We start from the raw sequence: 22,937 nt of genomic DNA, 5'->3' as shown, positions 1-22,937 counted from the left end.
CCTGCCCCCTTAATGTTCATTAAGCTGGGCGATATACTTTGGCCAGCCTGATAAACCCATGATAGAAGTATACAAGTGACACAATAAACAAAGCGATAACCATATCCATTAAATTATAAAAGATTAGAGCTCCGGTACCAAAAATAACAGCTTGAATAGCCCCTAAGACTAAAAGCCAAAATTGATGACTCTGAAACTTTGACTGTGCAGACAAAGGGTATAATTCCACCATTTTATTCGTAGCGTAATGATGCTTTAACGTTTCAATTTGCTGTGCTGTCATATAGGCAAATAAACCAATAACTAACCAGCGTCCCCAGTCAAGCTGGACAACACTGATAAAGAGTAATCCTAGTAGTGTTAGTCGAGCATAAATCCCAAAATAATCATTGGAACGTACAAATGCACGACTGAATAGATAATGATACACATGCTGCTTTTTAAAAGATACCAGCTTAAACAATGGTGATAGCCATCTTCTGAAACGCACCTTTGATTTCAATTGGGGAACATCTGTAAAAGAGTTAGCGATTCGGTAAAAGGTCATAACCGTTTGATCTTCAATTTCCACTAACCGTTCCCATTTTACACTATGTGTCTTGGACAGCTGATAGAAGTAACCATAGTAAAATACTGCCAATATCCCTGCAAGAAGCACAACAAACCACATTGGCTGAAGGGAAAATAATGCATAAACAGTCACACCATTAATTCCTAACCGAATGAAAGTATGAACGTGGTATTTACCCTTTTCTTGTACACGCTGTTCTTGAAACCCTGAAGCTAGGTTCCACAATTTTAACCCGCTTAAAAGCAGCAGAATAGATAACAATAAACTTCCGGATGGATGTATCCGATCAAAAAATAACGGGGCTAACAGCAAAAAAACTAATGCGAAATAAAAGGTTTCCATTAGCCAACTGTAATGAAGGGCAGAACGAAAATAGCTAGACATCTTTTCCTCCCTTGGTGTTAAGAAAAAAAGATCTCCTTGCTTTACAAACGTACGAACCCTGCCCCTTGTCATGAGCCACATAAAGACCAAGGTAAAGAATAATACAGCAGGGAAGGTTTCAGGAAGCCATTGTAGAAACTGTCCGTAATAATAACTTCCAAAAACAAATAAAAGATATATAGTAAATAGAAAGCCACTATTCCCAATTAGCTTTAAATATTTAGTGGCCATTGTCCAATAATCAATTCTACGTCTTGACCAAAGCTGCTTTTCACTAATCATGATCATCTTCCTTTGTCATTTCCACATAAATTTCGTCTAAATCTGCTCGAGGCATATTTGCTTGCTCTTGCAGGTCCTTTAAAGTACCTTGTAATAATATTTTTCCCTCATGTAATAGGACAAAGCGATCACAATACTTCTCCGCAGTAGCTAATATATGGGTCGACATTAAAATACCGCACCCCTCCCTTTTTAACTCCACCATACGGTCCAAGAAGGATTTAATTCCAATAGGGTCTAATCCTACGAATGGTTCGTCTGCAACATAAAGGGAAGGTTGAATGAGAAATGCACACATAATCATCACCTTTTGCCTCATCCCTTTTGAGAAATGACTCGGAAACCATTTCACCATTTTTTCCATTCGAAACTCCTTCAACAAACCTTTTGCCCTCATTTCAAATGTTTCTTCGTCAAGCCCATAAGCCATAGCTGTAAGCTCTAAATGCTCCCACAAGGTCATTTCCTCATATAATAAAGGCATCTCTGGAATATAGGCAAGCTCCTGCCGATATTGATCTTTAGCTTCTACCCATGTTTTTCCTTCCAGCCTTACCTCGCCACTATGTGGCTCCATCAAACCTAAAATATGCTTAATTGTCGTACTTTTTCCAGCTCCGTTCAACCCGATCAATCCAACTATTTCATGAGTGTTAACTGAAAATGAAACATCGTGCAAAACTGGCCTGCTTCGTTGGTAGCCGCCGGTTAAATTATTAATAGTTAGTAACTTGTCCATCATCGATATCTCCTTTAGACAATATATCTATTCTTTCTTTTATACTTATAATCTTCCATCTTTTACTATAACGAAATACAAACGTATTGGAAAGTTACGATTGGATGGTTTTTCTATGTTTCTGTGAATTCATTAATACTAAGCCAATGAACATAATAACGAACATCATAACGACCCATGCCACAAAATAAGGTGATATGTAAGTACGTACTGCTGCTGCTATAAAAGGGGAAGAAATGGTTCCTACGGAAAATACAGCTGAGAGAAAAGCAAAAGCTTTCCCCCTATTCCCTTCTTCAATAGCTTCCGTAACAAGAGTCATCATGGCAGGCATAATCACACCTGATGCCGCTCCAAACAAAATTAAGCTGCCTTTCGTAGGAATACTCCCTGAAAACATAATCCATACTAACGCACCTGCCATCATGAAAAGTCCTACAACAGCACGAAATTTTGCTGGTAATTTATGAAGAAACACTAGTGACAAAACAATTAAAGTGCCTATTCCCATAAAAGCTGCCATTAATCCAACAGTCCCTTTTGTAACTCCTTGTTCAACAGATAGGAAAGGTAATTCGTACATTAAGGTCCCCTGTGCAAACATAATAGCAAATCCAGTTAAAAAAACAGGAAGCAATGGTGGATATAGGAACATAGCTAATATTCCTGTTTCCTTTTTTACGGGACGGACTTTTGAAGGTTGGTTTAGGAAAAATAAAGATAAAATAAAAGCAACCGCAGTAGTAAAACTTATGGCGTAATAAGCTCCATCCGCACCAAACCTCTCTCCTAAAAAACCGCCAATGAGTGGTGCCACCGTCATAGCAAGTGTAACAATTAACGTGTTCATGGCCATATTTTTGCTTTGTTTTTGACTACTTTTAGCAAATGAAGCAAGCATGGTCATGCAAGCTGGTGTTAAAAAAGCTAATATAAACCCATTTACCACCCTTAGAAAAAATAAATGGGAAGACTTTTCTATGAAAGTATGAGAAAAAAGGGAAATGGATAACAGGAACAAAGGAATAACAATAAACCATTTTGCCCCAAAACGATCGATATAAGACCCAGCTACAATGTTTCCTGTTAAATTAACAAATGATGTAGTACTAAGCATAACTCCAATAAGAAAGCTTCCTGCCCCTAATGAAACCGCCAGAGGGGTAAATACAGGAAATTGCATGTGCATACTGATAAATATTAAAAATAAAATTACGAATAAAATTGTTTTATCTTTCATGTTACTCAACATAACCAACTCCTTACATCTCTATTTTTATGTGCACAAGCTTAGGAGTAGACATGCCTTTTTTCTTTGGCGGATAAATGTGGTAACATAGGAAAAAATAGAATATGAGGTGATCTTGCAATGACGAAAGTAAATGACTGTATTTTTTGTAAAATCGCTAATGGAGATATCCCTTCTGCTAAAGTTTACGAAGACGATAAAGTTCTCGCATTTTTAGACTTAAGCCAAGTGACAAAAGGACATACACTTGTCATCCCAAAGAAACATGAGGAAAACATTTATGAACTTTCAGAGGAAAGTGTCCATGCGGTCTTTTCGGCTGTCCCAAAAATATCCAGGGCATTAAAAGCTGCTTATGAACCAAAAGGTTTAAATATGTTGAATAATAACGGTAAAGACGCAGGTCAATCCGTTTTCCATTACCATGTACACCTTTTACCAAGGTATGGAAAAGGAGACGGGTTTGGGGCTGTATGGCATGACCACAGCAGTGAATATTCGGGAGAGGACCTTCAAGAAATAGCACGGGAAATCTCATCAAAGGTTTATTAATAGTTACGTGTGTAGGGTGACTAAAAAGGTATGATTTTTACCTTTTTAGTTACCCTTGTTCATTACTAGTTATTAGAGCATCCTCGCTACTTTCTTTAAGTTTTTTTCAAAACCCCATTTACTTTACTCCTTTAAAGACTTAAACTTAACTATAAAAAGAATTTTCCTTGTATGATGAAAATTAGAAAGAAACGGGGGAGAAACATGCCAATTTATAATTTTAATGCGGGCCCCAGTGCCTTGCCGTATCCGGTAATCGAAGAGGCAAAAAAGTCTATGTTCGATTATCAAAATTCAGAATTATCTGTTCTGGAAATGAGTCACCGTGGTCCTATATATGAAGAAATCCATTACGGGGCTTTAAACAAAGTACGCTCCTTACTAAAGGTACCAGATGAGTTTGAAATATTATTTTTGCAAGGTGGAGCAAGTTTGCAATTTGCAATGCTTCCAATGAATTTTTTAACCAATGAGAAAAAAGCTGCTTATATCCTTTCTGGATCCTGGTCAGAAAAAGCCTTTCAAGAAGCATCGAGAATAGGAGAGACTTATGAACTAGCATCTACTAAAGCAGATAACTACCGTGCCATTCCATTTGTACCATTGGATCAATGCTCTCAGGATACGAGCTACATTCATTTAACTTCAAATAATACGATCTTTGGAACACAATGGATTTCTTATCCGAATAATAAGTTTGCTCCAATATGTGTAGATGCTTCGAGCGATATTTTTAGTAAAACTTTAGACTGGGGAAATATTGATTTACTATATGCAGGAGCTCAAAAAAACGCTGGACCGTCCGGAGTTACCATTGTTATTTTACGTAAATCATTTATGGAGCAAGCAAATAAAGATATTCCAAAAATCCTTTCCTATGAAACACATGTTAAAACGGACTCCCTTTACCATACCCCGCCTACCGGTTCCATCTATTTATTAGGGCTTGTGATGAATTGGATAGAGGAACAAGGGGGAGTAGCAGCGATGGAAAAGTTTGCTGCTGAAAAGGCGTCTTTACTATATAGTGCCATCGATAATAGTGATGGTTTTTACAAAGGACACGCTTTAAAAGACAGCCGTTCTACAATGAATGTGACGTTTAATCTTCCTTCTAAGGAATTGGAACAAAAATTTGTAAAAATTGCAGAAGAAAAGGGATTCATAGGATTAAAAGGACACCGATCAGTGGGAGGACTTAGAGCATCCATATATAATGCGGTACCAAAGGAGCACGTGGAGACATTAGTTGATTTTATGGAAAGTTTCTTAAAAGAACATAAATAGTTATATTCTGCCTCTTAAAAATATTCGAAAATTCTTCTTGGACAATAATAAAACTATATATTAATATTTCTTATAAGGGTATTTTCACATTTAAGAGGGGGGAAATTTATGGCTAAATCATCAACTTATTTATGTGGTGTTCTTATAGGAGGAACTATTGCTGGAACAGCGGTGCTATTATCAAGTCCAAATTCTAGTCAGCGATTTCGTGAAGAAATTTCTTTATGCAAGGATGTGATGATTGATAATTTTCAAGGCCTAAAAAGAGATCTCCAAGAACTTGTTTATATAGGAGAAGAACTGAAGGAAAAGGCTTTAAGCTTTATTAATGACAAACTTCCTGACCTTGTTTCACGCATAAAACAGTTTAGTGAAGAGATACAACCACACCTATATGAGATGAAGGGGTACCTTCTTTATTTACAACAGATTGTGATAGACTTAAAAAATCGCATTCAAAACTGGGACAAGTAATGTATTACGTATCCGATTGGTTCATTTAACAATCGGATTAACAAGAATAATTTTCAGAAAATACTGAAAGGGTATTGAGATAAAATATAATATTATGTTATGATGTTATTATCATTTTCCTAGTAAAATAATGAAAATTTAGAAAACAATTTTCAACCGAGGATTTTAGAACGGAGGGGACGGACGTTATGGAACATCCAACACAATCCATAAAGCAATCCATTATGTTTAGCCATAAAATTGCACAGCTAAGCAAGGCTTTATGGAAATCCATAGAAAAAGATTGGCAGACCTGGATTAAGCCTTATGATCTTAACATTAATGAGCACCATATTTTATGGATCGCTTATCACCTTGAAGGAGCTTCCATTTCTGATATTGCTAAATTTGGAGTCATGCACGTATCAACAGCATTTAACTTTTCTAAAAAATTAGAAGAACGTGGGTTATTAACCTTTTCTAAACGTCAAACAGATAAAAGAAATACTTATGTATTTCTTACAAAGGAAGGGGAAGAACTCTTCATCGAGACATTGGAAAGCTATAATCCACAAAGTTATGGAGTGTACAGCGCTACACTTCCAATTAAAGAATTGTATGGTAAATTCCCTGAATTTTCAGAAGTGATGAGCATTGTGAAGCATATTTACGGACCAGATTTTATGTCTATTTTTGAAAAAAGTTTATCAAAAATAGAATCTGAATTTGATGAAGCTGATGGTAGATTAATATCAAAAGCTCAGGAAACGAAGGAAGTACAATCTTCCTAAATTCTTAACAAATTCCAAAAAAGGTATTAAAAGCAATGCATGCTTTTAATACCTTTTTTTATTGCTCTATCCTGAAAATACGAATCAGGTGTTATTCGCTACGGTCCACTCCCTTTCCGCGGACGACCTGTCAAGCCCCCACGGCCTTTGCCCTGTGTGGTCTTGGCTTGCTCGTTCTTCCGCAGGAGTGTCGTGGACCTTCGCTCATTCCAATGCAGATTAAAATTTTCATTCTCCATGGTGCAAAATTACTATTGTATGAAGGTCTAGCTTCTAGATTTAGTTATCCTAAAAAGTCAAGCGAAAATTTCCAATTTTTTTTATGAAAATAGCTTGATTTATTCTTCATAAAGGCGTAAATTACTAAAGTATATTGAAGGAGGGCAACTAGATGAACTGCTGGAAATCCATTTCAATCGAAAAAGAATTTGGTAGAGAACGTCTTCTATTTATGTCATTAATAATGATGCTTAGTTATTTCATCATTCATTTTGTTTTTTTTCGTACATTTATATCAAATGTACCTTTTGTTGATTTTGGTTTGCCGTTATTATTTTTCATTTTATCAATCATACCTGTTCATATTCTCCTCCATTGCCTTCCCATCTGGGCTTTTGGAAAAAAGGCAACAATCAGTATCCGTGAACAGTGGCCCTATTGTAACTTTTCTACAAAACAAGCCATTTCTAAACAGTTACTTATTGTATCCATTGCCTTTCCTTTAGTAGTAATTACTCTTGTTACAATTATTATTTCTGTTATGATGCCCCAATGGATGCATGTAATGGCAATTGTAGCAGCCATAAATATGGGATTAAGCGTTTATGATCTCCTATATTTAAAACAGTTAATACATGCTCCTAAAAGCTGTGTTATTGAAGAATATGAAAATGGATATAATATTCTCTACAAAGGTGTCAGACCATAGCTGACACCTTTTAAAATGTTATAATAAATTGTAAATCATCTTCTTCTAAGTTAAAGGATTTAATGTAAATTTGAATATCCTCGGATATTCCACCTAGGTCTAAATAAAATTTTTGCTCATCAGGGTATATATATATCCAAGGTGGTAATTCTACTGTTGTTTGAATTAATTGAAATATCCGCTGAGATGGTAATGAAAAATCACTAATTTGAAAGGATCTCTCATATAGCTCTAAGTTTCCTCCCTCCGATACGTACGGTTCCAAGGTCATTTCTAAAGGGATCGTTAATCCAAATATAGGTAACACCGTTTTAAAATGAACATAACTATCAAGATATAATTGGAATGGTACATCGTTTCCAGTTTGTTCTTTTTGCATTTCCCTTTCGAGCCAAAGGTTTAGATCCCCCTTTGTAGTAGTCACATTAAATTTTGGTCCTGTTAGATTCACCCTTTCTGGTGGGGATTCAAACAATTCCCCCGTATTAGAGAGGTTGTATAAGAAAATATACCCAGCAGAAATAAGTAATAATAAAATACTAAATAAAGTAATAAAAGCAATTTTCCATATGTTCCATACTTTCATATGCTATCTCACGTCCCTATTATTTATTTTTCTTACAAAGACCCCTGTTCATTTTGGTCATATTTTGTTAAAGTTATAAAGAGTCTACCTATAAGTGGAGGTTTCTTAATGTATATTCCTTTTTTTATCTTCGCAATCTTTTATCTGTTCATGATTAATTCTATGACGAACTCACTATGTTTACAAAAGGAAATACCCGAGGAAAGACAATCCAAGGTTTTTAGAACTATAAATGTATTGATTACAATACTCCTTACGTCTTCCTATTTTCGTATATTCCTAACTTAACTGTAAATACTAATGATAACAAGCAGAGAATGATATTCTTTGCTTGTTTTTTTCTCGTCCTTCCTTTGGTTCAGTATGTGCAATCGCAGCGTAGTGTGCTATAGTAAAAATAAGCTTGTCTACATACAAATTAGGAGTGAGTAAAAGTTGAAAAGGATTTTAACGTTACTATCTATTCCCCTACTTATTATAGTTACAGCATGTGGAGAGACGAACAATGCACAATCTGGTGACATTGTAGTTGAAACAAGTGTTGGTAATATAACAGAGGAAGAGTTTGTTCAACAACTAAAGGACTTGTATGGAGAAACGGTATTAAATGAATTAGTACAGAAAAAAGTTCTCTTGAGTAAGGGTGAAGAGTTAGGTATTGGTGAAGAGGAAATACAAAGTGAGATTGATACATTAAAGGAAAGTCTTGAGATCGAGGATGATCAGCAATTTCAGCAATTTTTACAAATGCAAGGAATTCAAAGTGAAGCAGATCTCCGGGAGCGTTTTTTAAGCCACCTTGTCCTTCAAAATCTCGTTGGCCATGTTGGAGAATTTACGGAAGATGAACTTCGTGAAGAATATGAACTTGGATTGGAAGTAGAAGCAAGACATATTCTTGTAAATGATATAGAAACTGCAGAAGAGCTTCTTGAAAGAGCCCGTGGTGGAGAAGACTTTGGAGAGCTTGCTAAGGAATACTCCCAGGACCCAGGTTCTAAAGATGACGGAGGTAACCTAGGTTTCTTTCAACGGGGAATTATGACCCCGCCCTTTGAAGAGGCAGCCTTTTATACAGAAGTAGGATCTATCAGTGAGCCTGTACCTACCAACTTTGGCTACCATATCATTGAAGTAACAGACCGTAAAGAATTCGAAGACAGCTTTGAAGAGGTAATGGAAAAGCTGCGTGATACTTTAAATAATCGTAAGCTTTATCATATGAGTCAAATGCAAGAAGAATTATTCGAGAACGTAGAAGTAAATGTATTAGATGAACAATTTAAACTTCCTAAATTCACAAACTAATACCCTGTAAAAAGAGGAGTTAAATAAAGGTTCACGGAACCTTCACACCCCTCTTTTTTTTGTATTTACGTAACAATTTTATCCCTACCTACATAACATAATAATGTCATATGAAATACTGTTTTATTATAATGAATACCTTTTCCATTCTTCGTCTAACCCTTCATCTTTCATTATCTGTGAAGGGTCATTATGACTAGCTTTTATTTTCTTTCTGTCCCTTTGATACATGGATAAGATTTTATTACCTTCTTCTTCAATGACTTTTTGCTCAATTCGTTTATCTTCTATCCAAGAATAAACAAACATAATCCCACTAAATAAAATACCTAAATACGTAATATATACCCACCATGGGGCAGACACGATCCCTGGCCCTGCCGATGTTAAGGATAACAGCCTTACTACAAAAATAAGAAATAACACACCTAACATGGAAAAAATAATGATTATTGGTTTCATGGAAATCTCCTTTCTATCAACTAACTCTACTATCTATCTATACGTATTCTATTAGGCAATATGATAGAAAGTTTTAAAATATTTATTATTGGGAATAGTTTTCTAACTTTCAATATTCAGCGAGGTGATATACAGATGAATAGTAAACGATTGTCTGACATGTCCTATGGTGAATTTCAAGAAAGATTAGTACAATTAACCATGAAAGAAATAGACGATAAAGCTATATCTCCTCTTGTATACTTTCCACTGGTCTTAGATAGAGTGGACTCATTTTTACTTGCACACTGGTCATTAATATGGATGAAATGTTCGCAAATGAATTGGGAACAATGGCTTCAGTCAAACTGTTTTTCTCTTTTCAAAGAAGAGGTTATTAAAGACATAGAGGTTGAAATTTTACAGATAGAGGATAGTAAATCTAACGTTTCTTAAATATAGGAGACTAAAAAAGACAAGGGAGGAAAGTTCAAATTCCTCCCTTGTCTTTTTATTTGGGCTGTATATTAAAGATTGTTACTTAAGGATTCGCTTTTATTCTAATATTCTATTGGTGGGGCGTGAAAGGTTGGTTTATAAAAGGACCTGTTATCCATTGGGAAGATTCTTTCACTAAATTCCCCTGGCATTACCCTTTCTAATGCTCTGTCCATCATGTTCATTTTTGCGTCAATGTTATCAATCATATGCAGTATTTCTGCTTCTTTAATAAGGGGGGCTTTCGGACTTCCCCACTCCCCTTTACCATGATGACTAAGGACTAAATGCTGCAGGACTAACACTTCTTCCCCTTCAATTTCCAGTTCTTTCGCAGCTTCTTCAATTTCATTAACCATTAAGGTAATATGGCCTAACAGCTTACCTTCCGTTGTATATTCTGATACAAGAGGACCCGAAAGTTCACGCACTTTTCCTAGATCATGTAATATTACTCCAGCATACAATAGATCCTGGTCTAAGGAAGGATATAAATTTACCATTGCTTTCGCTAAATCAAGCATAGAAACAACATGGTAAGCTAACCCAGCAACATACTCGTGATGGTTTTTTGTTGCAGCTGGTGATTGTAAAAACTTATCTTGATGTTTTTTAAACAAATGTCTAGTAATTCTTTGAAGCTTTGGGTTACTCATTTCAAATATATATTGGGTAACCCTCTCTAGCATTTCTTCAGGAGATAAGGGGGCAGAGGGAAGAAAATCCCCATGCCTCACTTGATCCATACCACTTGTTGGACGAATGGCTTTAATTTTTAACTGTCTCATCCCCCTAAAATCTTGTATTTCTCCTTGAACATGGACAATCACAGAACTGACAAAGGTAGCTTCATCTTCAGGAGAAACACTCCATAGCTTAGCATCTATTTCACCTGTTTTATCAGACATTTGTAGTGTCAAAAATGGTTTACCATTGCTAGCAGTACCTTTTTTCACATTTTTTATTAGTAAATACAATTCGATACTATCACCAATTTGATGATGATGAATTCCCTTCTTCATAAAAATTTCCCCTCCCTCAACAGTAGTCTCTTATTCTAGTATACCACGAACAACCAGCTACTTTCCTATGGTATAAAAGGGGATGTCACAGCAATAAAAAAGTCTAGAAGTTTCCTTCAGCCCCTATTTTCGGAATTACCATCGTGAAACGTACTCCTTCTGCTTCATTAAAAACCAAAGGAAAACCTCCATGAAGCTCACAAATTCTCTTTACAATAGCTAGTCCCAAACCAAACTGACCCTTATTCCCCTTTCGAAACGGGGTAAAAATGTGTTCCATTTCATTTTCTGGGATATTCTCCCCATTATTAATTACGCTAACGGAAATATTATCCTCTTCCTCCTCAGCACTGATCTCTATGAGACCCTCTGTATACCTGAGAGCATTTTCAACTAAATTTTCAAGTAAGACTCCTAGTAATTCCTTATCTCCATGTATTGGCACATTATCACCTTTAACAACAATAGATACATCATCACGGTGCAATCGAAATCGTTCTTCTATTCCATAGGCTACCGAACCGAATGGAAAGGTTTCTTTTTCCATAGGTGATTCCTTTAATGAATCGAGCTTTGTATAGTAAAGCATATCCTTTACCCTTTTTTCCATTCGATTTGATTCTTGAATGATAACATCCATTGTGTTTTCAATGTTTTCTTTCGGTAAAATTCCATCTTTTACAGCTTGAGCATAACTTTTAACTACCATAATTGGTGTTTTCAGTTCATGGGAAGCATGTTGGATAAACGTCTTCTGCGCTCTATCGTAGCGCATTAAATTCTGTCTCATACGTTCGAATTGGTCAGAAAGTTTTTCAAAGTCATTATCTCCTTCCCAATGGAAAGGTTCTTTCCAATTTCTTTTGGAAATTTGTTCGAAATGGTTACCTAGGCTTATTAATGGCTGTTTTAAATAATGCTTTAGCCAAAAAGCCGGAATGAGACTAAGGAAGCCAGCAAGGACCATAATATAGGAAAGACGCCCCCAGAGACGATTAACCATTTGGTCTCTATATGTATCCCACATCCATGAAATGTGATAGGCTTCTCCACCTGTAGTGTATACCTTATAAACGACGTAAAATAAAGTTGCTTCGTTAAAATTAAGTTCATATCTGCCCCGCCGTGTCATCTGATTGTGAGCCTTTTCACCCATTTCCCTTAACACTTCATTCGGTACAGGATCTCCTTCTAGTCTTCCAAATTGGTTCATTAAAAAGAGATGACCAACGGATCGCTCTGCATCTCTTCTTTCAATAAAGTCAATCTCTGACTGAGGAGGAAGGAGGTTTTCGCTAGTTGGATTTACATACCTCTCCTGTTCCTGCTCGATGATACGATAGGTCTCTTCTGTCAAAGTACTTTTTAATGAAATAGGATAGATAATACCTATCAGGAGCCCAACCATTAGAATGATAGCTATAAAAGAAAACCAAATTCTTTGTGTTAAATTTAACTTTATCATGAAGATAGGACCCTATAACCATATCCATAGAGAGTTTCCACGTGAATACGGGGAAGCTTTTTACGAACCCGTCTAACTACATCATCCACCGCACGCTCCGAGCCGTAATAATCGTTACCCCAAACATGTTCAATAATCTCTTCCCTAGATAATGCTTTCCCAACGTTTGTCGTGAGCAAGATAATTAAATCTAATTCTTTCGTAGTCAGTTCTATATTCTCGCTCCCATCTAAAATAGTTCTTCCATGGGGATCGATTATATAGCCATTAAGCTCAATTTTTTCTACTTCTTGTTCATCCTGTGGATACACACGCTTTAACAGCTTCTTTGCACGAATAACCAGTTCTTCAGGTAAAAACGGTTTTGCTAGATAATCATCACTCCCTAGCTCTAGTCCTAATACCCGATCTAAATCCTTATCCCTTGCTGAGATAAAGATGACAGGTGTATCCTCTTTTGTTTTAATGGCTTTTAACAGCTGATAACCATCCATCCCTGGAAGCATTATGTCAAGTATCCAAAGGTGTGGTGTAGACTCAATGGCATCATATGCTTCTTTACCATCTGTAAAATGAGTTACTTTCCACCCCTCTTTTTCCATATAGGCTTTAATTACCTCACCCAAGTTTTGTTCATCTTCCACTAAATTAATTTGAAATTGATTCATCTTCTATCATCCTTTTTACTATACATTTTTCCTATTGAGCCTATTTTAATATAAAAGTTACTTAAAAGGAATGAATGTTATATGTCAGTTCAAGAACAATACCATGAAAAAATGTGAAAGAGGGTGTCACTGTGACACCCTCCTTATTTTTGGTCCTTTGACTCTTCTTTCGGAACTAAATCATATATTGCACCTGATTCCACAGCATCTACAAATCGAAGCAGCCATCGATAATATTGATGAGCATACTCGAGACGTGCCCTATCATTATCAATTCTCATCTTTAATTGTTCGTCTGCAGTGTTTTCGTAAATCCTCTTAAGCTCGACCATTGCCTCTTCCGCTTCTTCTATATTGGTTTCGGTTGCTGCTTTCCATTGACGGGAAAACAAAGCTGTAAAAGATTTATACCAATCCTTTTCTGTTTCATATAAATCTTTTCTTACTCCCCTTCGAAAAACAGGTTCTACCATTTTCATGTCCGATAATGTTCGAACCCCAGTACTCATACTTGTTTTACTCATGGCAAGTTCTTTGCACATATCGTCCAACGTCATCGGTTCATCGGAAAAATATAAAGCCCCATATAACCTTCCTATTGATGGTGTAATTCCATATAGCGTCATGTTTTTCGCAATACTATGAATGAAATGATCTTTAATTTTCTCATAATTCATCCAGTTTTGATCATTTTGCAATGAAAAAACCTCCAAGCCTTCTTTACCTCCATACATTTTACCAAAAGATCATCTAGGTTAAAAGGGATTTCACAGACGCGGTAAGACCCCACTTTCAGGCAAAGTTAATAAATTTCCATTCATTTCTTTCCTAATGTGATTATGACAAGTAAAAAACAAAACTTGACGATATTGAGAAATATCCTCCACCAATTTTAACACTTGCTTTCTGCGTGACCGATCAATATTGACTAAGGCTTCATCCATAACCAACGGAAATGCTTCCTTTTTCGGAAACTTTTTTGCTAATGCAAAACGAAAAGCTAGATACAGCAATTCACAAGTACCTCGGCTCAATTGTGCCGGATCAAACCTCACACCATCATGTCTCTCCAAAATAAAACGTTCTTCCCCCAATGGTGCAAATAGCTTTCGATATTCTCCATTTGTCATGGAGGAAAACAATACTTCTGCCTCTTTTATGACGGCAGGCTGTTTTTCCTGTTCATACATCCGTTTAACCTCTTGGATAATATGTTTACTAATAGAAAGGACTGCCCATTTTTTCCCTAATGAATTCAATTCCTCTTTCATTTGGGTAAACTCTTGCAGGACCTCTTCATACGTTCCGTCTTCCACTAAAACGGATAACTCCTTTTTTATAGCAGCTAAATCCTTATATGTTTCTTCATTAGCCGTATCTAGCTCTATTAACTGCCCTTTCAAATTACTCAATTCATAAATAGGCTTTAATTCTCCGTCTAATAGAAGGGGAACCGTTTGACTTAATTCTTCTTCATTCCTGATTATAAGCTTCATTTGGAGCCATAGTTGCTTATATTCCCCTTGAAGCCTTTGGTAACGTTCGTTTGCAGCACCTTTCTTTCTATAATCCTCTAAACTGGATACTGCTGCTTTTCGTAATAACTCTTCCATTTCACCCATTATATCTTCTATTTCTACCTGAAATTTTGAAATAGTTTCCTTACAGTTAGAAATCTGTTCTTGAACAGAGCTTCTCCTTCTCTCTGTTCTTTCTACCTCGTTAAGGAATTGTATTAGTAATTCTATTGATCTCTGCAATGTTTGATCCTCTAATATAGTTGGTTTAAGCTCCCTAATTAACTCCTTTACCTTATTGGAAAATTCATGTTGAATTCGCTCCATTCGATCCATTTTAGCTTGGATCTGTTCCCTTTGTTCGTGTATTTTATTCCATTCCTCTAATGTATCAAGCAACCCCTCATAATAAAGGTAGTCTTCATCTTGAGGAAGAGAAAACTGTGTACACCATTCACTTAATTCGATGCTTATTTCTCCTCTATTTTTTCTAATAATTTCAAGATCTTCCTCTAGATTTCCCTTTTTAATATAAAGCTCCCCCAATTGATACTTAAGCTGCTGTTGATTTAATTGTTTTTCCCTTTGGTAAAATAAAATTTTATTTAACTGTTCCCCTTCTTCCATATTATTGGAGGAGATAATATCTTCTATTTTTTTTATTTTTTCCTTAAGTATGCTTGCATCCCTTTTCATTTCCTTATCCCATTTTTTCGAAGCAAGACGTTTTTGAATTCCCATACCACATGAAAGAATAGAGAGTAAGACAATGGATAAAGCTAGAATGATTTCAGGCAATACAAATATGGCGAGGCCAGTGAAAACGATAGTTAGGATAAAAAATATATACTCCGTTTGTTTATCTCTCTGTCTCATAATCCGATGCTGTTTTTGCATATATTGGAGCTGTTCCACTAATGTGGCCTTTTCATCAAGCAATTGTTGTTTTCCCTTTACCTTCGAAAGTTTTTCTTCTAATTGTAAAATCTCTTCGTCTGCTAGAAGATCAAGATTATTTTCTTTTATTTGGCCCATAAGTTCGTTTATATTTTTATTTACTCTTTCTAAATCCCGTTGAACAGCCCTTTCCTCTTGATTTTCCACTAAATCCCTTTCTTTTATATGATAAAGTTTATTTTTCATAAACGGTTGAAAAGGGATTTCCATAAAAGATACGATGGATGAACCGTTCCAATCCCTCTCCATACTCTCCATACGTTTAGTCAGGTGATCTTTTTCCACTCGAAAATCGTTTAATTCTTTTTGTCTATGAGAGTAAAGCTCATATTCACTTATATACTCTTTAGCTCTATGGATTATATCTGGAGAATGTTCCGTTAATGCTTCATACTTTTCCCTTAACAGCTTTTCCTTTACTTTCCCATCCCTTAAATTTGATTTTTTCTCTAACAGTCGCTCCTCGAACCGATCCATTCTTTCTAATCCGTTTTCCGGAAAATCTTGTATCTCCTTCTCCTCTAGAAGTTGAAGTCTTTTCTCCTCCCATGCCTTTGCCAATGGCACAATCATTTCGTACTTTTCCATTTTTTTTATTCTTTCCTGTAAAACAGCTTGCTGGTTTTTATTATCTTTTATATTTTCTTCCTTCTGTTTAATAAGGCTAGTTAATTCCTCGTATCGGTCAATCCGTTCTTCCCATTGGTGAATATCCCTTTCCTTCCCTTCCATTTCTTTCAATAGAAGATTCATTTCCGTTTTCTTACCCCTTGGCTTATAAAGCTTCTCCATATCCACATTTATTTTCTTTTCAATGGCGGATATGGATTGTCCACCACCAAGACCGGTATCATACAAAAATTGGTTTAATTCCTCTGGAGTCATTTTATCGATTCCATTTAAGCCATCTAGGTCGAAATGAAAGATTCCCTGAAAAGTAGTTTGATCTATATCATCAAGAACCTTAGCCAGTTCTTCCTCCCCGCCAGAAGTTCCATCATGAAAATAAACAGTAACCTCCCCACTGACCTTTCTTCCCTTTACCCTTTCCACAACCACTTCTCCAAATTGCTCAGAAAGGAGTTTAATCGTTCCTCCATAGGAATCCGTGTCTACTGGGATATATTGATTGTCTGATTTTTTCGGGAATCCAAAAAGAATTGCCTTTATAAAAGACATGAAGGTGGATTTACCAGATTCATTCTCACCAAAAAACAATTGAACTCCATCCTCCGACAACTCCCAGCTTTGATCCTTCCATTTTCCATAGCCATAAATATGAACATTTACTATTTTCATTGTCTTTCCAGCTCCCTTAAAAGTGGAGTTAAAAGCCTCATTTCAGCCTCATCAACTATTTCTTTTACATCCTTTTCCGTTAAAGGGGTAAGGTATTTTCTTAGGGAAGCATGTCCATATACTTGCTCTAATACATTTACCTCAGGATGTTTCTCTTTAAAGTCATCCACTATTCTAACAACATCCCCTAACAGATGATCTTGCTTCCTTAACTGATTTCTATCAATAACGGGAATTGTTTGTACATGAATACGATCAACCCAACCTGCCGTCTCAAGAACTTCCTCTCTGAGGATCGTGAGAAGTTCGTCTTGTTTCGAATCCTCCAGTAAAATATCATGCAAAGGGCCACTTCCATGAATCGTAAGGTCAAGAAGGAATAGTTTGTTTTCTTCTTTTAGGGACAATTCTTCTTCTAACTGTTCCAAAAGCTCATCATACGTTTCCAATCCTTCAATGGAGACGGTAATCTTCTCCCATTGAACAGGATTGGTTGGAAGAAAGGTCATAGTTGTTTCTACTTTTGTCATTTCAACTAAATAAGCCCCTTTTTCCCCTGTTTCATTTCGATGAGCCCCTTGAATATTTCCAGGATACACAACGGGAGGATTAGGAGATAATGTTTGCCGCTTATGAATGTGTCCTAATGCCCAATAATGAAAATCCTTTTCCTGCACTTCCTTTAGAGTAAAGGGGGCATACGGTTCGTGCTCTTTATTACCAGCTTCCTGACCATGAAGCATAGCTATATGATAGGAATCAGGGTCATTTTTCCTTTCATACTTTGGAATAGGATTTTCATAATAAGCTTTTTGAGGATAACTAAATCCATATATATATACCTTGTCTTTCCCTTTTGTAGTGATGGGGACCCCTTCTACGTCCTGGGAAAAAATATGAACATTGGCTGGTATATTTTGTCTAACTACATTTGAATTTAGTGGGTCATGATTTCCGTGAATAATAAATAATGGAATTCCTTTCACTTCCAGCCTTTTTGCTTGTTTTCTTACAAACCATTGTCCCCTTAAAGACCTTTCTTCGTGATCGTACACATCTCCACTTATTAATACAAAGTCCACGTTCCATTCCAGCGCTTGATCTACAATTCTTTCAAAAGAAGTGTAGGTTGCTTGTTGAATGGTCTCCTTCATATGTTCAGGCAAGTCACCACGGGTTCGAATCGCCCGACCTAGGTGAAGATCTGCAGCATGTATAAAACGGATCATTCCCATCACCCTTCCATTTTTTTCTTCTATTACATGAAGTATAACATATAACAGAATAAACGTTCCCCATCAAAAAAGTATTTTTTCAAGTTTTTCCTAGAAAGTTTTATCTAGATAGGAACGGGGAATAGTTACGTAAAGTTTAAAAAAGGAGGAAAAATTTTTTAGGGGGAAACATGCATGGGAAAATATTTCGTTACGGCTTTTAATGCGGATGGTTCCGTATTACTCAATGAATCCTTTCATGCTAAAGATGACCAAGATGCAAAACATAAGGGACTCAAACGCCTAAAAGAAGAAAAGATCGAAATTAATACAAGTCGAATCGTTCGATCCTCAGCAGGACTAATTTACTTCAAACCATAAGAAAGAGGGAGAATCAAAGGGTATTTTTTACCTTTTGATTCTCCCTCGAAGTATTTGCGTAGCCGTCGTAATCTTTCGAAAGCCCACACGAGTGGTTTTCTCGAGTGGGCGAGCGACGAGCGAAGCAAATACCATTACTTATTTATAGAATAAAAAGTACCAGAAACTTTCGCTAACATTTTCCCCTTATTATCCTCTAACACACACTCCGCAAACTGCACACTTCTCCCTTTCTTTAAGAAGGATGCCTTCGCATGAACTTGTCCCTCTCTTGCCGTATTTAAAAATTGTGTTTTTAACTCCAAAGATACACATGGGCTATCTGCAAAAGCAGCACACAAATGTCCCATCGCAGTGTCTGCGATATAAGTTATTAATCCCCCGTGAATGAAGCCAATGGGATTAAACATAATTTCAGAAACGGGTACAGTTATGGAAACCGTCTCTTTCTGTTCATCATATTGAATGTCAAAATCTAAAAGGGAATATAAAAATAATTGACCAGTCCCATCATTATGAACTTTTATGGCCTCTTCAAACTTATCCCGTAATTTTTGCTCATCCACTTTCATCCTACCTCTCTTATACCTTTACTTTATACTTCCGTCCTTTTTCTGGAAAATAGTTCTGTTAATTGTTCTATTTTTTTATGGGTATATTCTTCATATTTACTTATATACGTTTGCGGATCCTTTGGATTAGCATATCGATCAATTTTACCAGTAATAGGATCCACCCACTTGCTGGAAGCACCGCAGCCTAAGCCAATAATCGTTTGGGCCTCCTCCATAATCATGATATTGTATAAGCTTTCCTGTTCCGGTTTAGCATAGCCCACATTCTCCAGGTTTCCTAAAATATTTTTTTGACGATAGAGGTAATATGGTACATAGCCTTCCTTCTTCATCCAGTGACTTGCCATCTCCATCATTTCATGAATTTCATCCCGCCCTGCTACCTTATATTTTTCCTTATATCTCGTCATTTGGGATGCCCGCTTATAAGATAACGTATGAACGGTTAAGGATGCAGGTTGAAGCTCTTTCGTAACCTCCAAGGTATGGGAGAATTCTTCTTTTCCTTCACCTGGAAGTCCAATAATTAAGTCCATATTAATATTTGTCAGTCCCATTTTAAATGCTAAATGATATTTCGTAATCGTTTCTTCTACCGAATGGCGTCTGCCAATAGCTTTTAGTGTATCATCCGTGAACGATTGAGGATTGACACTAATGCGGTCCACATTCCACTTGTTTAATACATCTATTTTTGCAGGTTCAATTGTATCAGGACGCCCAGCTTCCACCGTTAGCTCTCTCACATTTTCCACTGCTGGAAAAACCTTATACATTTTTGCATAAAGGGCATCCATCTGTTCTGCAGTAATACTAGTGGGAGTACCTCCACCATAATAAATAGTAGTAATTCTTATGTTGTTATCCTTCAGCCATTGACCTGTTTTTTCCATCTCGTAATGAAGCCCCATCAAGAACTCTTCCACAGAGCCGTTCCTTCCGTTAATCGGGTAAGCTGGGAAGGTGCAATAGGCACACATTGTCGGACAAAAGGGAATGCCAATATAAATACTAACCTCTTCACCAATTCGGTCAAGATCAGGAACAACCGTAAGCTGGCGTTCCACAATTTGTTGTAGTAATTGAATTTTTTCCGGCTGGAGTAAGTATTTTTCTTGAAGGATTTCTGCGATTTCTTCCTTTGATTTACCTTCCCGACGCATCATATGATAAAGCTTCGTAGGGCGTATTCCCGTGAGAACCCCCCATGGTTGCTCCATTCCTGTATATTCTTCTAATAATTTAAGGAGGACAAAGCTTACCCCTTGTTTCTCCACTTTCTTTCGTGGTTGTTCGTTTATATTAAAAATGACATCCTGTGCGTTTACCTTCGTTTTATTTTCAAAAAGCTCCCCTGTTATTCGCATCTGATTTGTGTCTTCTAAATCATTAGTATGGAAGGAGATGGCCAATCCCTCTTCCTTTGCAGGTTTACTTGGAAAACGGACTGTAGATTCTTCAAAGAAGAGCTGAACGATTCGTTCACAGGATCGTTGAAATGACTCTTGTACTCCTAAAAGTTCAATAACCTTCATCTTCGTCGTTCCTTTCTATCTGTCACATTGCTTAATACAGTGTATCTATGTATTGTGCCCCGAGTCAACAGGAAGGTTACATATAAGCTAGATATAGCATGAACCGGGTTTACCCACAGAACAAAAGCGCAAGCGCCTTGTCTACGAGCGACCAGCAAATGCATCTGCCCGATAAAAAGTGCTTTTTACTTTTAAGCGGGCAGATCATTTGACCTCGAGCGAGTAGGCGCTGAAGCTAGACGTGATTAATAATAAATAAACTTTTCCACGAGTGAAAAATATAATTTCCTATACCATAAAAAAGAAGGTATCCTTAGCTCTCGCTTAGAATACCTTCTTCTTGCCATCTTCCGCCTCTCCAAGCTTTTCAAAAAAAGCATAAAAAATTACGAAAATAACCTGTTCTTATTTATAGACAGCTGGGTGAAGCTGCTTTCGGAATACTTCTCTTACAGCATAGCCAACTCCATTTTGATTATTAGACCTAGTTACCCAGTCAGCAGCCTCTTTAACGTGCTTCGGTGAAGTGCCCATTGCAATACCAAGTCCTGATTGTGTAAGCATCTCTATATCGTTATCAAAGGAGCCGACGGCAACCATTTCTTGAAGCTTAATCCCTAATTTTTTCCCGAGCACTTGCATCCCTCTCGCTTTGGAAGCAGATGCATCCACAATGTCTAGGCTTCCTTCTGCAGAGGAGGTCAAATTTACATGCCTTACTGACTCATTTATTTCTTCTATTGCATCCCTTCGCTCTTTTTCATTCCAGAAATGAGCTCTAATTTTTGGAACGGTTAAAGGTTGATCGATTAGGTGATGACTAACTGAGTCAACAAAATTAACAGGATAAAACAAAGGCTCACGAACACCTATGTTCATTTTAGCAATCAAATAATTCCGTTGTCTTACTTTATTAGCAATAGAATATTTTTCGTGTAAGAGCCTCACATGGCAATGATAATTTTCCAGAATATCTACAATTTGATATGCTCTGTCAGAATCTAACCTTCTTTCGTATATTGGCTCCTCTAATTCAGAGGCGATATAAGCACCATCATGTGTAACTAAATAAGCATCATCTAATTTCAATGCGTTAGCTATCTTTTTGGCAGATGGAAATGCTCTACCCGTAGCTAAAGTGACATACACCCCTTTATCCTTTGCATATTCAATTGCTTCCTTTGTTTCCTTTGCCAGTCGATGATTTGACTTTAATAGGGTCCCATCGATGTCTAACGCTAATAAGCGATACGTCATTGCTGCCATCCCCCTTCAATTGTCCTTACTATCATTGGTATTGGTAATACATATATGTCCTTTTTTTCATGAATAGAACTTAACAGTAGAAGAAAAGGGGCCTAATGGTCTAATTTGTCCACAAAAAAACGAATGTGCTGATTTCCACATTCGTTTTCTGACCAGTTTTATTTTAAATTGAGACTTTAAAAAAAGGCTCATCAAAAATAATTCAGTTCTTTTAAGTTATTTTTAGCTTTGTTGAGCTTCTGCTCCGTATAGCTCTTCTAATGGAGCTGTTATCGCTTGATTTAACTCAGTAATTAATTGGCTCATGCGTTGTTCCGCTTCCATTAGCTTTGAAATAGTTTCATGCTGCTGTACTAATTCAAATTGCTTCTGTGCTTGTTGAATTTCCTCTTCTGTAATTTGCTCACCTTGCATTTGCTTCTGTTGCAGCTCAAGTTGAACATTGCGGAAGTTATCTAGCATACGCTTAGCAACCTCGTCTTTGTTTACCTCTTCATGAAGGTTCTTTAGTGTAGTGAATTCTTCGCTGTTTCTTAAGACACCCGCTAATTCTTGTGCCTTATCATAAGGATTAGTCATTAAATATTTCCTCCTTGTTTTTTGTACGAACATTTATGAAATATACGCACGTTTACTCTATCCTTTCTACCATAACATGAAATAAAAATGAATTCACCCTAGGGACAAAGATTCAAAATATTATTTTAACTAGAGGCTGCCATGAAAATTCGAATCTAAGTGTCATTCACTATGGTGCAAATTTCTACTTGCTTGGAAGTCTACCCTGTAAATACAAATACTGTGTTGGTATTCGCTGCAGCCCACTCCCTTTCCGCGGGCGAACCGCAAGCCTCCTCGGGCTTACGCCCTGTGGGGTCTTGCCTGGCTCGCTGTTCCCGCAGGAGTCTCGTGGGCTTTCGCTCACACCAACTGCAATAATAACTTGTATTTTCTTACCCATGGTGCAAA

Annotated in this window: 24 protein-coding genes; 9 read left to right on the top strand and 15 right to left on the bottom strand. The window is 36.7% G+C overall.

All coding sequences use genetic code 11. The features are described 5' to 3' along the window. Positions 1-19: 19 nt before the first annotated feature. The 3 genes from J2S74_RS07770 to J2S74_RS07760 form a co-directional block, all read right to left on the bottom strand. Complete coding sequence (locus J2S74_RS07770; protein ID WP_307323879.1) at positions 20-1,237, bottom strand: ABC transporter permease; 1,218 nt, start codon at positions 1,235-1,237, stop codon at positions 20-22. Continuing rightward, positions 1,230-1,976, bottom strand: coding sequence for an ABC transporter ATP-binding protein (locus J2S74_RS07765; RefSeq protein ID WP_307323876.1), 747 nt, complete (start codon positions 1,974-1,976; stop codon positions 1,230-1,232). The genes J2S74_RS07770 and J2S74_RS07765 overlap by 8 nt, the downstream gene beginning before the upstream one ends. Before the next feature lie 94 nt (positions 1,977-2,070). Then, a complete protein-coding gene (locus J2S74_RS07760; protein ID WP_307324375.1) occupies positions 2,071-3,216 on the bottom strand; it encodes an MFS transporter in 1,146 nt (381 codons plus the stop codon). A 129-nt stretch (positions 3,217-3,345) separates the two neighbouring features. On the opposite strand from J2S74_RS07760, the gene J2S74_RS07755 reads away from it, so the two are divergent. From J2S74_RS07755 to J2S74_RS07735, 5 genes are all read left to right on the top strand, one after another. Continuing rightward, positions 3,346-3,777, top strand: coding sequence for an HIT family protein (locus J2S74_RS07755; RefSeq protein WP_307323873.1), 432 nt, complete (start codon positions 3,346-3,348; stop codon positions 3,775-3,777). Between the two features lie 204 nt (positions 3,778-3,981). Further along, complete coding sequence (serC, locus tag J2S74_RS07750; protein ID WP_307323870.1) at positions 3,982-5,064, top strand: 3-phosphoserine/phosphohydroxythreonine transaminase; 1,083 nt, start codon at positions 3,982-3,984, stop codon at positions 5,062-5,064. Positions 5,065-5,172: 108 nt separating this feature from the next. Beyond that, positions 5,173-5,538, top strand: coding sequence for a YtxH domain-containing protein (locus tag J2S74_RS07745; protein ID WP_307323867.1), 366 nt, complete (start codon positions 5,173-5,175; stop codon positions 5,536-5,538). A 188-nt stretch (positions 5,539-5,726) separates the two neighbouring features. After that, complete coding sequence (locus J2S74_RS07740) at positions 5,727-6,308, top strand: HTH-type transcriptional regulator Hpr (protein ID WP_307323865.1); 582 nt, start codon at positions 5,727-5,729, stop codon at positions 6,306-6,308. A gap of 391 nt (positions 6,309-6,699) precedes the next feature. Continuing rightward, positions 6,700-7,236, top strand: a complete 537-nt coding sequence (locus J2S74_RS07735; protein WP_307323862.1) for a DUF3267 domain-containing protein — start codon at positions 6,700-6,702, stop codon at positions 7,234-7,236. A gap of 10 nt (positions 7,237-7,246) precedes the next feature. On the opposite strand, the gene J2S74_RS07730 is transcribed toward J2S74_RS07735, so the two are convergent. Further along, positions 7,247-7,822, bottom strand: coding sequence for a YpmS family protein (locus tag J2S74_RS07730; protein WP_307323859.1), 576 nt, complete (start codon positions 7,820-7,822; stop codon positions 7,247-7,249). A gap of 108 nt (positions 7,823-7,930) precedes the next feature. On the opposite strand from J2S74_RS07730, the gene J2S74_RS07725 reads away from it, so the two are divergent. Then, entirely contained in the window at positions 7,931-8,110 is a 180-nt protein-coding gene (locus J2S74_RS07725; protein WP_307323855.1) for a hypothetical protein, read from the top strand. Between the two features lie 147 nt (positions 8,111-8,257). Then, the gene (locus J2S74_RS07720; RefSeq protein ID WP_307323853.1) at positions 8,258-9,130 is read left to right on the top strand and encodes a peptidylprolyl isomerase; all 873 of its coding nucleotides are present in this window, start codon (positions 8,258-8,260) and stop codon (positions 9,128-9,130) included. Between the two features lie 126 nt (positions 9,131-9,256). Here the strand turns inward: J2S74_RS07720 and J2S74_RS07715 are convergent, their stop codons facing one another. Then, positions 9,257-9,592 carry a sporulation YhaL family protein gene (locus tag J2S74_RS07715; protein WP_307323847.1) on the bottom strand — a complete coding sequence of 112 codons (336 nt, stop codon included), beginning with the start codon at positions 9,590-9,592 and terminating at the stop codon, positions 9,257-9,259. Between the two features lie 135 nt (positions 9,593-9,727). Between J2S74_RS07715 and J2S74_RS07710 the strand changes: the two genes are divergently transcribed. After that, the gene (locus tag J2S74_RS07710; protein ID WP_307323844.1) at positions 9,728-10,027 is read left to right on the top strand and encodes a hypothetical protein; all 300 of its coding nucleotides are present in this window, start codon (positions 9,728-9,730) and stop codon (positions 10,025-10,027) included. Between the two features lie 104 nt (positions 10,028-10,131). Here the strand turns inward: J2S74_RS07710 and yhaM are convergent, their stop codons facing one another. The 6 genes from yhaM to J2S74_RS07680 form a co-directional block, all read right to left on the bottom strand. Further along, positions 10,132-11,091: a 3'-5' exoribonuclease YhaM gene (gene yhaM / locus J2S74_RS07705; RefSeq protein WP_307323841.1), complete on the bottom strand. Its 960-nt coding sequence runs from the start codon at positions 11,089-11,091 to the stop codon at positions 10,132-10,134. A gap of 103 nt (positions 11,092-11,194) precedes the next feature. After that, on the bottom strand, positions 11,195-12,556 hold the full coding sequence (locus J2S74_RS07700) for a sensor histidine kinase (protein WP_307323839.1): 1,362 nt from the start codon (positions 12,554-12,556) through the stop codon (positions 11,195-11,197). Then, a complete protein-coding gene (locus J2S74_RS07695; protein ID WP_307323836.1) occupies positions 12,553-13,224 on the bottom strand; it encodes a response regulator transcription factor in 672 nt (223 codons plus the stop codon). The genes J2S74_RS07700 and J2S74_RS07695 overlap by 4 nt, the downstream gene beginning before the upstream one ends. A gap of 143 nt (positions 13,225-13,367) precedes the next feature. Further along, on the bottom strand, positions 13,368-13,922 hold the full coding sequence (locus tag J2S74_RS07690; protein ID WP_307323833.1) for a GbsR/MarR family transcriptional regulator: 555 nt from the start codon (positions 13,920-13,922) through the stop codon (positions 13,368-13,370). Positions 13,923-13,991: 69 nt separating this feature from the next. Continuing rightward, positions 13,992-16,997: an ATP-binding protein gene (locus J2S74_RS07685; RefSeq protein ID WP_307323830.1), complete on the bottom strand. Its 3,006-nt coding sequence runs from the start codon at positions 16,995-16,997 to the stop codon at positions 13,992-13,994. Then, positions 16,994-18,226: a metallophosphoesterase family protein gene (locus tag J2S74_RS07680; protein WP_307323827.1), complete on the bottom strand. Its 1,233-nt coding sequence runs from the start codon at positions 18,224-18,226 to the stop codon at positions 16,994-16,996. Before J2S74_RS07680 ends, J2S74_RS07685 begins: the two co-directional genes overlap by 4 nt. Before the next feature lie 180 nt (positions 18,227-18,406). Between J2S74_RS07680 and J2S74_RS07675 the strand changes: the two genes are divergently transcribed. Further along, complete coding sequence (locus J2S74_RS07675; RefSeq protein WP_307323824.1) at positions 18,407-18,592, top strand: YhzD family protein; 186 nt, start codon at positions 18,407-18,409, stop codon at positions 18,590-18,592. Positions 18,593-18,726: 134 nt separating this feature from the next. Here the strand turns inward: J2S74_RS07675 and J2S74_RS07670 are convergent, their stop codons facing one another. The 4 genes from J2S74_RS07670 to J2S74_RS07655 all read right to left on the bottom strand — a co-directional run bounded on the left by J2S74_RS07670 (position 18,727) and on the right by J2S74_RS07655 (position 22,547). Further along, complete coding sequence (locus J2S74_RS07670) at positions 18,727-19,164, bottom strand: PaaI family thioesterase (RefSeq protein WP_307323821.1); 438 nt, start codon at positions 19,162-19,164, stop codon at positions 18,727-18,729. 23 nt (positions 19,165-19,187) lie between these two features. Then, positions 19,188-20,702 carry a coproporphyrinogen III oxidase gene (locus J2S74_RS07665; RefSeq protein WP_307323818.1) on the bottom strand — a complete coding sequence of 505 codons (1,515 nt, stop codon included), beginning with the start codon at positions 20,700-20,702 and terminating at the stop codon, positions 19,188-19,190. 405 nt (positions 20,703-21,107) lie between these two features. Then, positions 21,108-21,959 (bottom strand): Cof-type HAD-IIB family hydrolase, encoded by an 852-nt coding sequence (locus J2S74_RS07660; RefSeq protein ID WP_307323815.1) that lies wholly within the window; start codon positions 21,957-21,959, stop codon positions 21,108-21,110. Between the two features lie 231 nt (positions 21,960-22,190). Beyond that, the gene (locus tag J2S74_RS07655; protein WP_307323813.1) at positions 22,191-22,547 is read right to left on the bottom strand and encodes a YlbF/YmcA family competence regulator; all 357 of its coding nucleotides are present in this window, start codon (positions 22,545-22,547) and stop codon (positions 22,191-22,193) included. Positions 22,548-22,937 lie beyond the last annotated feature (390 nt).

The organism is Evansella vedderi, assembly GCF_030813435.1.
Lineage (GTDB): Bacteria > Bacillota > Bacilli > Bacillales > Salisediminibacteriaceae > Evansella > Evansella vedderi.
Note: the sequence above shows the minus strand (reverse complement) of the source record. Positions and strands in the feature narration are given on the sequence as shown.

Bases quoted from the DNA above. Each gene is read 5' to 3' on its own strand.
- J2S74_RS07755 (WP_307323873.1), top strand. From the start codon at position 3,346: ATGACGAAAGTAAATGACTGTATTTTTTGTAAAATCGCTAATGGAGAT.
- J2S74_RS07735 (WP_307323862.1), top strand. From the start codon at position 6,700: ATGAACTGCTGGAAATCCATTTCAATCGAAAAAGAATTTGGTAGAGAA.
- J2S74_RS07710 (WP_307323844.1), top strand. From the start codon at position 9,728: ATGAATAGTAAACGATTGTCTGACATGTCCTATGGTGAATTTCAAGAA.
- J2S74_RS07760 (WP_307324375.1), bottom strand. From the start codon at position 3,216: ATGAAAGATAAAACAATTTTATTCGTAATTTTATTTTTAATATTTATC.
- J2S74_RS07675 (WP_307323824.1), top strand. From the start codon at position 18,407: ATGGGAAAATATTTCGTTACGGCTTTTAATGCGGATGGTTCCGTATTA.
- J2S74_RS07670 (WP_307323821.1), bottom strand. From the start codon at position 19,164: ATGAAAGTGGATGAGCAAAAATTACGGGATAAGTTTGAAGAGGCCATA.
- J2S74_RS07725 (WP_307323855.1), top strand. From the start codon at position 7,931: ATGTATATTCCTTTTTTTATCTTCGCAATCTTTTATCTGTTCATGATT.
- J2S74_RS07730 (WP_307323859.1), bottom strand. From the start codon at position 7,822: ATGAAAGTATGGAACATATGGAAAATTGCTTTTATTACTTTATTTAGT.
- J2S74_RS07745 (WP_307323867.1), top strand. From the start codon at position 5,173: ATGGCTAAATCATCAACTTATTTATGTGGTGTTCTTATAGGAGGAACT.
- J2S74_RS07685 (WP_307323830.1), bottom strand. From the start codon at position 16,997: ATGAAAATAGTAAATGTTCATATTTATGGCTATGGAAAATGGAAGGAT.
- J2S74_RS07765 (WP_307323876.1), bottom strand. From the start codon at position 1,976: ATGGACAAGTTACTAACTATTAATAATTTAACCGGCGGCTACCAACGA.
- J2S74_RS07770 (WP_307323879.1), bottom strand. From the start codon at position 1,237: ATGATTAGTGAAAAGCAGCTTTGGTCAAGACGTAGAATTGATTATTGG.
- J2S74_RS07660 (WP_307323815.1), bottom strand. From the start codon at position 21,959: ATGACGTATCGCTTATTAGCGTTAGACATCGATGGGACCCTATTAAAG.
- serC (WP_307323870.1), top strand. From the start codon at position 3,982: ATGCCAATTTATAATTTTAATGCGGGCCCCAGTGCCTTGCCGTATCCG.
- J2S74_RS07695 (WP_307323836.1), bottom strand. From the start codon at position 13,224: ATGAATCAATTTCAAATTAATTTAGTGGAAGATGAACAAAACTTGGGT.
- J2S74_RS07700 (WP_307323839.1), bottom strand. From the start codon at position 12,556: ATGATAAAGTTAAATTTAACACAAAGAATTTGGTTTTCTTTTATAGCT.
- J2S74_RS07665 (WP_307323818.1), bottom strand. From the start codon at position 20,702: ATGAAGGTTATTGAACTTTTAGGAGTACAAGAGTCATTTCAACGATCC.
- J2S74_RS07680 (WP_307323827.1), bottom strand. From the start codon at position 18,226: ATGATCCGTTTTATACATGCTGCAGATCTTCACCTAGGTCGGGCGATT.
- yhaM (WP_307323841.1), bottom strand. From the start codon at position 11,091: ATGAAGAAGGGAATTCATCATCATCAAATTGGTGATAGTATCGAATTG.
- J2S74_RS07740 (WP_307323865.1), top strand. From the start codon at position 5,727: ATGGAACATCCAACACAATCCATAAAGCAATCCATTATGTTTAGCCAT.
- J2S74_RS07655 (WP_307323813.1), bottom strand. From the start codon at position 22,547: ATGACTAATCCTTATGATAAGGCACAAGAATTAGCGGGTGTCTTAAGA.
- J2S74_RS07715 (WP_307323847.1), bottom strand. From the start codon at position 9,592: ATGAAACCAATAATCATTATTTTTTCCATGTTAGGTGTGTTATTTCTT.